This window comes from Streptomyces sp. XM83C, assembly GCF_023072675.1.
In the GTDB taxonomy this organism is placed as follows: Bacteria; Actinomycetota; Actinomycetes; order Streptomycetales; family Streptomycetaceae; genus Streptomyces; species Streptomyces thermocoprophilus.
Genome location: NZ_JALLGL010000260.1, coordinates 1 through 8,987 on the forward strand (window position 1 = coordinate 1; position 8,987 = coordinate 8,987).

General features: G+C 72.0%; 7 protein-coding genes and 1 pseudogene. 3 read left to right on the forward strand and 5 right to left on the reverse strand.

Features of this window, described 5'->3' with window-relative positions; translation table 11 throughout:
• Nucleotides 1-202 precede the first annotated feature (202 nt).
• The 3 genes and pseudogenes from MTQ10_RS31535 to MTQ10_RS23705 form a co-directional block, all read right to left on the reverse strand.
• A pseudogene (locus tag MTQ10_RS31535) lies at nucleotides 203-370 on the reverse strand (long-chain fatty acid--CoA ligase); the annotation flags it as partial.
• Nucleotides 367-1,131, reverse strand: coding sequence for an SDR family oxidoreductase (locus MTQ10_RS23700; RefSeq protein ID WP_247472165.1), 765 nt, complete (start codon nucleotides 1,129-1,131; stop codon nucleotides 367-369). The pseudogene MTQ10_RS31535 and the gene MTQ10_RS23700, both read right to left, overlap by 4 nt.
• 204 nt (nucleotides 1,132-1,335) lie before the next feature.
• Entirely contained in the window at nucleotides 1,336-4,125 is a 2,790-nt protein-coding gene (locus MTQ10_RS23705; RefSeq protein WP_247472149.1) for a penicillin acylase family protein, read from the reverse strand.
• 281 nt (nucleotides 4,126-4,406) lie between these two features.
• On the opposite strand from MTQ10_RS23705, the gene MTQ10_RS23710 reads away from it, so the two are divergent.
• From MTQ10_RS23710 to MTQ10_RS23720, 3 genes are all read left to right on the forward strand, one after another.
• Nucleotides 4,407-5,009, forward strand: a complete 603-nt coding sequence (locus MTQ10_RS23710; RefSeq protein ID WP_247472155.1) for a hypothetical protein — start codon at nucleotides 4,407-4,409, stop codon at nucleotides 5,007-5,009.
• A gap of 156 nt (nucleotides 5,010-5,165) precedes the next feature.
• The gene (locus tag MTQ10_RS23715) at nucleotides 5,166-6,236 is read left to right on the forward strand and encodes an RNA ligase (ATP) (protein WP_247472157.1); all 1,071 of its coding nucleotides are present in this window, start codon (nucleotides 5,166-5,168) and stop codon (nucleotides 6,234-6,236) included.
• Between the two features lie 405 nt (nucleotides 6,237-6,641).
• Complete coding sequence (locus MTQ10_RS23720) at nucleotides 6,642-7,103, forward strand: MaoC family dehydratase (RefSeq protein WP_247472158.1); 462 nt, start codon at nucleotides 6,642-6,644, stop codon at nucleotides 7,101-7,103.
• 40 nt (nucleotides 7,104-7,143) lie between these two features.
• Here MTQ10_RS23720 and MTQ10_RS23725 read toward each other — a convergent pair whose 3' ends face one another.
• On the reverse strand, nucleotides 7,144-7,767 hold the full coding sequence (locus tag MTQ10_RS23725; protein WP_247472160.1) for a TetR/AcrR family transcriptional regulator: 624 nt from the start codon (nucleotides 7,765-7,767) through the stop codon (nucleotides 7,144-7,146).
• 67 nt (nucleotides 7,768-7,834) lie between these two features.
• The gene (locus MTQ10_RS23730) at nucleotides 7,835-8,743 is read right to left on the reverse strand and encodes a LysR family transcriptional regulator (protein WP_247472162.1); all 909 of its coding nucleotides are present in this window, start codon (nucleotides 8,741-8,743) and stop codon (nucleotides 7,835-7,837) included.
• Between the last annotated feature and the right edge of the window lie 244 nt (nucleotides 8,744-8,987).

Genomic DNA, 8,987 nt, shown 5'->3' on the forward strand with positions numbered 1-8,987 from the left:
TTCGACCGGGTGGGTTGGCACCCGTCGGCCGGGAGGGCGGACAAGACAGTGATGGGGCCTCTGGCCAGGCTCTTATGAAGTCACGTCCCCCGGCCCGACGGATGCAGGCGAACGTCCCCCGGACAGGCTCGACAGATCCCGTTGAGGACCCTGAGTCAGTCAGGCGTTGGGTCAGACCCCGCCGGGGAACGCTCACGTACATCCTCACTGTCAGGCGTCCGTCGAAGTAGGCGAGGAAGGTCCGCTCCGGGGCGTCGGCGACGGCCCGGCGCAGGGCGTGCACCAGGGAGGCGTCGGGGGCGACGGGGGCGCGCTGGGCGTCGGTGAGCAGCGCGGTCCAGGGGCGGTCGGCGTACCGGAGGGCGGTCACCGGCCGGCCTCCCACGTGCGCTGGACGTGGTTCATGCCGTTCAGCCAGCGGTCGGGGTCGGTGGCGCGGGCCTGGTAGAAGCCGGCGACCTCGGGGTGCGGCAGGATGAGGAAGCGGTCCTCCTCGATGCCGCGGAACAGGGCCTCGGCGACGTCGTCCGGTTCGATCGCGGTGGGCCTGAGCACCAGGTCGCCGGCGGTGCCGGTGGCCTCCAGCATGTCGGTGCGGACGCCCTGCGGGCAGATGGCGTGCACCTTGATGCCGCGGTGCCGGTACGTCAGGGACAGCCACTCGGCGAAGGCGTGGGCGGCGTGCTTGGTGACGCTGTAGGGGGCGGCGCCGATCATGGTGAGCAGTCCGGCGGCGGAGACGGTGGACACGAACCGGCCGCTGCCGCGCTCCAGCCAGCCGGGGATCAGGGCGCGTGCGGCGCGGACGTGGGCCATGACGTTGACGTCCCAGGCCAGCTCCCACACGCTCTCCTCGGCGGCCTCCGTGCCGCCGGTGCCGACGCCGGCGTTGGCGCAGTACACGTCGATCGTGCCGCCGAGGGCGTCGCGGGCGTCGTCGACGATCGTGGAGGCGTCGCCGGGCACGGCGGTGCCGCCGATCTCCTCGGCGACGGCCTTGGCCTTGCCGGCGTCCAGGTCGTTGACCACGACCCGGGCGCCCTCGGCGGCGAACCGGCGGGCCAGCGCGGCCCCGATCCCACCTCCCGCCCCGGTGACGACGACTCCAGCACCCTGTACGGCTTCCACGATCGGTCTCCTTCGACGGGTCTCGGTGCGGCTCCCGGCCTCCGCCGGACAGACTAACCGGTCGGTATGTGCGAAGGAAGAGGTATTCGGCCGGCGTTGGGGGCAGCGCCGCACGGCATGACGGTCGCGGAGCCCGGCGCGGCTGTTCGACGCGGAGCAGGGTGGCCCGGCCGCCGCGGGGCGGCCGGGCCGTTCGGCCGGCAGGGCTCAGCGGTGCGAGGTGAACTCCACGACCTGCTGATACGTCGGCCTGTTCTGCCAGCTGATGTTGTGGTGCTTGATGCCGCCGAGGGTGCGCTGGACGATCGAGTCGGCGCACCACTGGTCACCGGCGGAGCAGTGCTCGTCGCCCGGGTAGACCTGGGCGGCGGACCTGCCGGCGGCCTCCTTCAAGGTGCTGACGAGGACGTCCCGGCAGGCGGCGAGGCTGCCGCCGCCGCAGTACGTCCGGGCCAGCGGTCCCCGCACCTGCTCACCGAGCACGGCACGGATGTCCTTGTCGACATAGCTCCACCAGCCGTACTGGAAGGAGCTTCCGGCATGCGACCCGGTCGGGCCGTGGCCGGCCGACGGGGCCTCGTCGACGGGCAGGTTGGCGGTGAACGCCGCGTACAGCTCGCTGCCGAGGCCGGGTTCGAAGACGGCTTTCACCAGCAGCGGCCACCAGGCGTCCAGGATGCGGATCGCGTCGGCGTGCGCGTACTTCTTCGAGCCGGCCGAGGTCTCCGTGCGCAGGCCGCCCGCGGCGGCCCAGGCCTGGAGCTTGCTGACCGCTGCGGCGGCCGTGGTGTCGGTGACCGGGGAGCTGGTGACGACCCTCAGCAGGTCGGGCACCACGTCCTCGGCGCGCAGATCGGCGAGGCCGGCCTCGGCCATCGCCTTGACCAGGGCGACGCGGGTGACGCCGCCCGCGGCGACGAGCCGCTTCACCCGGTCGTCGAGCAGGTTGCCGCGGTGCACCGAGCCGTTGCCCCAGGGCGCGGCGGAGTAGTCCGCGGCGACCTTGTTGTTCCATGAGACGTAGTAGTCCTGGTCGACGGAGTTGGGGTGCTGGGCGGGCGGGGTACGGTCGGCGGTGTTGGCGGCCGGGTCCCAGCCCCGCCACTCGTACGCGGGCCGCGCCCACACGGGGAACTCGGCGTCGACGCCGGTGGCGCGCACCGGGTTGTCGCCGCTGTTGTAGTACGCGGTGTGCTGCGCGTCGGCGTAGAACCAGTTGAAGGTGTAGTTGATGTGCTGCACAGCCCGCTGGAAGTCCTGCGGTCCCTTGACGTAGTCGGGGTCGTTCAGCATCTGGAAGCCGATGATCGAGTCGGCCTCGTGCAGATACGACGAGCGCAGGGTGGTGTAGGCGACCCTCTTGCCGCCGACGGTCGCGCGGTGGGTGACGGGCCCGTAGTTGGTCCGCCACACGCGCATGGTGTACGACCCCGCGGCGGTGCCGTCGGCGACGGTCGGCTTCCAGGAGTTCTTCTGCTCGACCTTCTGCATCGCCGTGCAGGTGCCGCGGTACAGGTAGTGGTGGTCGTCCTGGCACAGTTCGACGGCGTACGTGTCGATGATGTCCTGGCCGGAGGTGGTGGCGCTCCACGCGTAGTCCTGGCCTCGGCCGAGTTCGACGTAGAAGCTGAGTCCGGCGAAGGAGGCGCCGCGGGCGCTGAGGCCGGGGCCCTGGATCTCCTGGAGCATCAGCAGCTGCGGGGCGAAGTAGCCGGTCTGCGGCCCGAACACGGCCACGGGGTGCCCACTCGCGGTGTGCCTGCCGCTGACGACGAGGGCGTTGGACATGCCGCGCCGGGCGGATCCGACGGCGGCCTGTGCGGCGGCGGTGGCGGCTTTGCCGGCGGCTGCGGCGGTCGCGCTGCCCGTACGGTCGTACAGCAGCGGCTCCTCGCTGACCGACCCGGCCTCGGGGAGGGCGAGGCCCTGCGGGTCGGCGGGGCGGGTGGCGTACGGGAAGCTCTCGCCGTCGTGGACGGTGAGGACGGCCTCGGGGTCGTTGCGTTCGCGGAAGGACTCCCAGACCTTCGTGCCCTCCTCGACGCCGTACTTCTCCTGCGCGGCCAGCAGGGACACGGCGTTGTTCACCTCTCCGCCGCCGCCGGAGCCGAACAGGGCGCCGATCACCGAAGCCAGCGCGACGAGGTCGGTGATCTTGAAGTGGTCGATGGTGCCGGCGTTGGTGATGGCGTCCTTGTGGCCGGTGAGGACGTACTCGCCGGGGAAGTAGCGTCCGCTGTCGGAGGCGTCGATGTAGGCGTTGATGCCGTCCAGATAGGCCTGGGCGTCGGCGAGGGCCTGCCGGCCGCGGTCGCCGTTGGTGGCGACGGCCCGGTCGATCTGTGCCTGGAGGTCGGCCTCGGTGTAGGGGGCGTTGCGCCAGAACTGCTGCTCCAGGCCCTGGTTGGCGGGGGCGCCGCCGGCGAAGGAGGTCAGCTGTCCGCGGCCGACGTGCCGGAAGACGTCCATGAGCCAGAGCCGGTCCTGGGCGGCGGCGTACCCGGCGCCGAACTCGGTGCCGTAGCGGGTGGTGCCGGTGATGTGCGGCACGCCGGTCTTCTTGTCGCGGACGATGGTGACGTCCGTGCGGCCGGCGGGCTTCTCCGTGGACGCGACCTGGCCCGACGGGACGCCGAAGGAAGCGTCGTTGAAGAACGTGTTGATCTTGTCGGTGGTCAGTGCGGAGTAGCCGCCGGCAAGGTTCGCGTACGGCCCGAGCTGGTCCTCTGCGTGCGCGGGCTGGATGCCGAAGGCCTGGTTGAGGACGATCTCGGCGAGGGTGGCGTTGCCGTTCTCGCCGGGCGGGAGGATGTCCGAGCACTGGCCGCCGCACAGGTCGGTGGCGGCGGCCGTCCCGGCCGCGGACGCGGCCGTCGTGGAAAGCGGAGTCAAAAGCCCGGCAATGAGCACGCATACGCCGGCCGTCTTCAGGAACCCGGGGAATCCGCGGGGAGTTCTCAGTCTGTCAAGGGTGCTGCGTGAGGTGCGCCGTGACATGGGCGGCTCCTACCGACGTGGGGTTGGCCGGATGTTACCGGCGGTATCCCCGCGTTTGAAGATGAACATGCGTCACTTCCGGTGCCGGCACGGCCCGGAGAGGGCACGGGTCAACGGCGGCGGCCTTATGGGCCGCCATCGGAAAACCGATGGAGCCGGATCGCGCGGTCGTACGTCTACTCGGCGACGTCGGCGGATGCCGCGCCGCCCCCGGGCGGTACCCGTGCGACGACGCCGAAGTGACCGAAGTACAGGTGCAGGTGTGACGGAGGTGCAAGGCGATGGCCGGTTTCCGGAGTCTGGCGAGACAGGTGCGGGACCCACGGTGCGATCTGGCACTGCGGCGCTACTCCCTGCGCAAGTGTCTGGAACGGTTCGCCCCGTACGGCCACAGGGCGACCTGGGACCACTTGTGCACGCGCTGGGGTTTCGGCCCCGAGGACCGCTCTCCCGACCCGGCGCGGCTCGTGGCCGCACTGGGCGAGCTGGAGGAAGCACGGTCGGTGTGGCTGGCGTACGAGGCGGAGTTCGCGAAGCGCCGCAAGAAGGAGAAGCACGACGGTCTGCGCCGGCCGGGCAGCGTGGACGACTGGCACCGGCTGACCTGGGGCGGCTTCGGTGTCGCCTGGTGCGACGATCCGCGGCTGCACCCCGGCGAGCCGCTGGCGGAGGTGCTGCGCCGGCTGATCACGGCGCTGGAGCGCCCGCCGGGCTCGGTCTGCCCGGTCTGCCACGGCTCCCGTCTGGTCTGGCGGTACGACCTGGACCATGAGCCGTCGTCGGGTCCGGTCTGCGCGGACTGCGGCATCCTCGTCCCCGAGCCGGTGCTCTCCCCCGAGGCACTGGCCCGCTCCCGGCGGACGAGCGTGCTGGTCTCGGCCTGACGACACCGGGGGTGCGCCGAGGATGCCGCACCCCCGCCTGCCGTACGACGCGCCGCGGGGACGGTAGCAGCGCGAAATCCGCTCGCTCCACCCTTTTCTCCTCCGGACAGTTGAGGCCACGACCGGCAAACGTCCCTACTGTCCACGGAGTTGTCGATGTCGACGCTGCGCGTCACCGCCGAGATCCTCACGATCCACGACCATCCCGATGCCGACGCCCTCGAACTGGCCCAGGTGGGCCTGTACCGCGCCGTCGTCGCCAAGGGTGCCTACCGCACCGGCGACGCGGCCGTGTACATCCCCGAGCAGGCGGTGCTGCCGGACGAGCTGATCGAGGAGCTGGGGCTGACCGGACGTCTCGCGGGCGCCCGCGCCAACCGGGTCAAGGCGGTACGGCTGCGCGGGCAGCTGTCGCAGGGCATCGTGTGCCGGCCGAAGGCCCTGGCCGATGTGGACCTGCGGCAGGCGGCCCTCGACGGCACGGACTTCGCGGAGCGGCTCGGCATCACCAAGTGGGTGCCGCCGGTCCCGCCGACGATGAGCGGCGATGTGGAGCCCGCGGCGGATCTGCTGCCCTGGGTCGACATCGAGAACATCCAGCGGTTTCCGGACATCTTCGCACCGGGCGAGGCTGTGGTCCTGACGGAGAAGGTGCACGGCTCGGCGTGCCTGCTGACGTATGTCGCCGGCGAGGACCGGGTGTACGTCTCCTCGAAGGGCTTCGGCGCCAAGTCGCTGGCGCTGAAGGAGGATCCGCGGAACCTGTACTGGCGCGCGGTGCGGCGCTACGGCGTCCCCGAGGCGGCGGCACGCCTCGCCCGCCGGCTGGGTGCGCGCCGGGTCGGTGTCTTCGGCGAGGTGTACGGCTCCGGGGTCCAGGACCTGTCGTACGGGGCGGACGCCCGGCGGGACGACGGGCTGGGGTACGCGGTGTTCGACGTGTCGGCGGAGATCGACGGGGAGGTGAGGTGGCTGGACGCGGCGTCGCTGCTGTCCGGGGAGCTTCCCCTGGTCCCCCGCCTGTGGGAGGGGCCGTACGACGCGGACCGCGTCCTCGCGGTCGCCTCCGGCCGGGAGACGGTCTCCGGCAGGGAGCTGCACCTGCGGGAGGGCGTGGTGATCCGCCCCGCGACGGAGCGCCACAGCCCGCTCACCGGCACCCGCGCCATAGCCAAGGCGGTGAGCCCGGCCTACCTCACCCGCAAGGGCGGCACGGAATACGAGTGACGCCGGGTCCCTCACCCCGGTGGGTGGGCCGACGCTCCGACACAACACGGAGCCCGGCACAGGTGCGGCACGCTCCAGCGCCCCCCAAGGACATGGGCCCCCGGCACGGGTGCGGGGCCGGGGGCCCGTGCCCACCGGCGTTGACGGAGTGCCTGCCCCAGAGGGGGTACGCCCGGCTGACGGAGCGCCTCCCCCAGAGGGGGTACTCCCAGCGACCGCCCTCGCCCAAGCTCTCGACTTGAAGACTGCCCACCCGGCCCCCGGACCTCCGCGTCATTGACAGGCACTCCCCGCCCGACCATGCTAAGCAGTTGCTTAGACAGCTACTACGGCTGCGACAGCCACGACAGCTATGACAGCTTGGGCACCGCGGCGGTGCCATCACGCGAGAGGCCGGGACCGACCATGGCAGAGCCGAGGATCTTCACGTCCGTCGACGAGCTGAAGGCCGCGGTGGGCGAGCAGTTGGGCCACACCGACTGGCTGGAGATCGACCAGAAGCGGATCGATCTGTTCGCCGAGGCGACCGGCGACCACCAGTGGATCCACGTGGACCCGGAGAAGGCAGCCGCGGGCCCGTTCGGCACGACGATCGCGCACGGCTACCTCACCCTGTCCCTGCTGCCGCTGTTCGGCCCGCAACTGATCACGGTCGAGGGCGTGAAGATGGGCGTGAACTACGGCGTGAACAAGGTCCGTTTCCCCGCCCCCGTCCCGGTCGGCTCCCGCCTGCGGTCGACGGCGACGATCACGGGCGTGGAGGACGTACCGGGCGGTGTCCAGCTGACCCTCGCGTTCACCGTGGAGCGCGAGGGCGGACAGAAGCCGGTGTGCGTGGCGGAGTCGGTGGCGCGCTACTACCTCTGACGCTCGGCCTCCGACGCTCGACAAGTGACGGCCGCGGCCGTCACTTCACTCCCACCATCCGCAGCACGAGGTCGGCGTAGAGCGAGCCGACCTCGTCCGGCGTCCAGGGCCCGTCGACGTTGAACCAGCGGGCCACGTCGATGCAGAGCGACAGCACCGCGAGGGTCGTGCCCTTGACGTCGAGCACGTCGAACTCGCCGGAAGCCACGCCGTCCTCGATGATCCCGCGCACCTCCGCGTCGCACTGCCGGCGCAGCGCGAGGATCTCGGCGCGGGCGTCGGGCCCGAGGGAGTCCAGCTCGTACTGGACCACTCGGGCCGTGGTCCGGCCTCCGGCGTGCCAGCGGACGAAGGAGCTGACGGCGTCGGCGAGCCGTTCGCTCGCGGTGCCCTCGCGCCGCGCGGCGGTCCGCAGGATGTCGAGGGCCTTCTCATGGCCGATACGGCTGATCCGGTGGAGCAGCTCTTCCTTGGTCTTGTAGTGGATGTAGAGCGCGGCGGGGCTCATGCCGGCGCGGCCCGCGATGTCCCGCGTGGTGGTGGCGTGGTAGCCGCGCTCGGCGAAGGCCTCCACGGCGGCGATCAGCAGGCGCCGGGCCGCGTCCGGGGTGACCTCGGCCCACGGCTGCTGCTCGCCGCCGGCCGTCTCCTCCGCCGTACTCATGCCTTCTCGACCCCTCTCGGTGACAGGAGATCCCACCATACCGCCCGAGGTGAGCGGTTGCTTAGAGCTACGGCCGGAATGATCGTTCCGCGAAGGCCGTGGCCACCTCCTCGCGGAAGATCCGCGCGGCCGGTGTCGCCGGTGTCCGGCCGAGCAGGCAGATCCTGCGGATGACGGTGGGCTCGGTCAGCGGGCGGACCGTGACGTCCTGGAAGCCGAGCAGCGGCAGTACGGTCCGCGGGACCGCGCTGACGCCGATACGGGCGGCGACGAGGCCGGCGACGGTCGCCACGCCCCGCGCCGTCACCAGCGCGCGCGGCGCCGTACCGGCCGTGGCGAAACCGGAGTCGGTGAGGGAGCGGACGCTGCTGCCCGGCTGGAGCGCGACGAACGGTTCACGGCTCAGCTCGGCCCAGGTCACCTCGGGCCGATCCGCGAGGCGGCCGTCCGGGGGCAGCACGGCGACGAGGGTGTCGGTGGCCAGCTCCGCCGTGTCGTACGGGCCGTCGAGCCGTGCGGCCCGGTCGGCGTCGCACACCGCGAGGTCGGCCGTGCCGCTCTCCACCATGGTCACGGCCTCCGCCGAGGGCACGTCGAGCACCGTCACCGAGCGGCCGGGGTGACCGTCGGTGAACCTGCGCACGGCGGTGGGCAGCACGGTCGCCGCCACCGACGGCAGCGCGGCCACGACGACCTCACCGTTCTCCCCGGCCAGGTAGCCGTCCCACTGCCGCTGTCCACGCTCGGCGGCGGCCAGGACGCTCCGTGCGACGGCGAGATAGGCCCGGCCGGCGTCGGTGAGTTCGACCGCCCGGGTCGTACGGGTGAACAGCGTCGCCTCCAGCAGCCGCTCCACCAGGGCCACCGTCCGGGACACCACCGGCTGCCCGATGTGCAGCTCGCGTGCCGCGCGGCTGAACGAGCCGTGCCGGGCCACCGCGTCGACGACCGCCATCTGCGACAACGACACCTTCATGTCTGTGCAGCATAGGTTCATGCCGAATCGATGTCTTCCGGACACCGTATCGGCTGCCTAGCGTGAGGCGTGCGCCGGGGGACACGACGGCGCGGGCGTCGCGCACAGCCGCTCGCGCCCTCGGACACGCCCCGGACGCGTCTCCGGACCCGGACCCGACGCGTCTCGTCTCCGGCCCCCCGGCCCCGTGCCCGACCATCCGCCCCGTCTCACTCCCGAAAGCGCCATGACCTCCTCCCCCGGC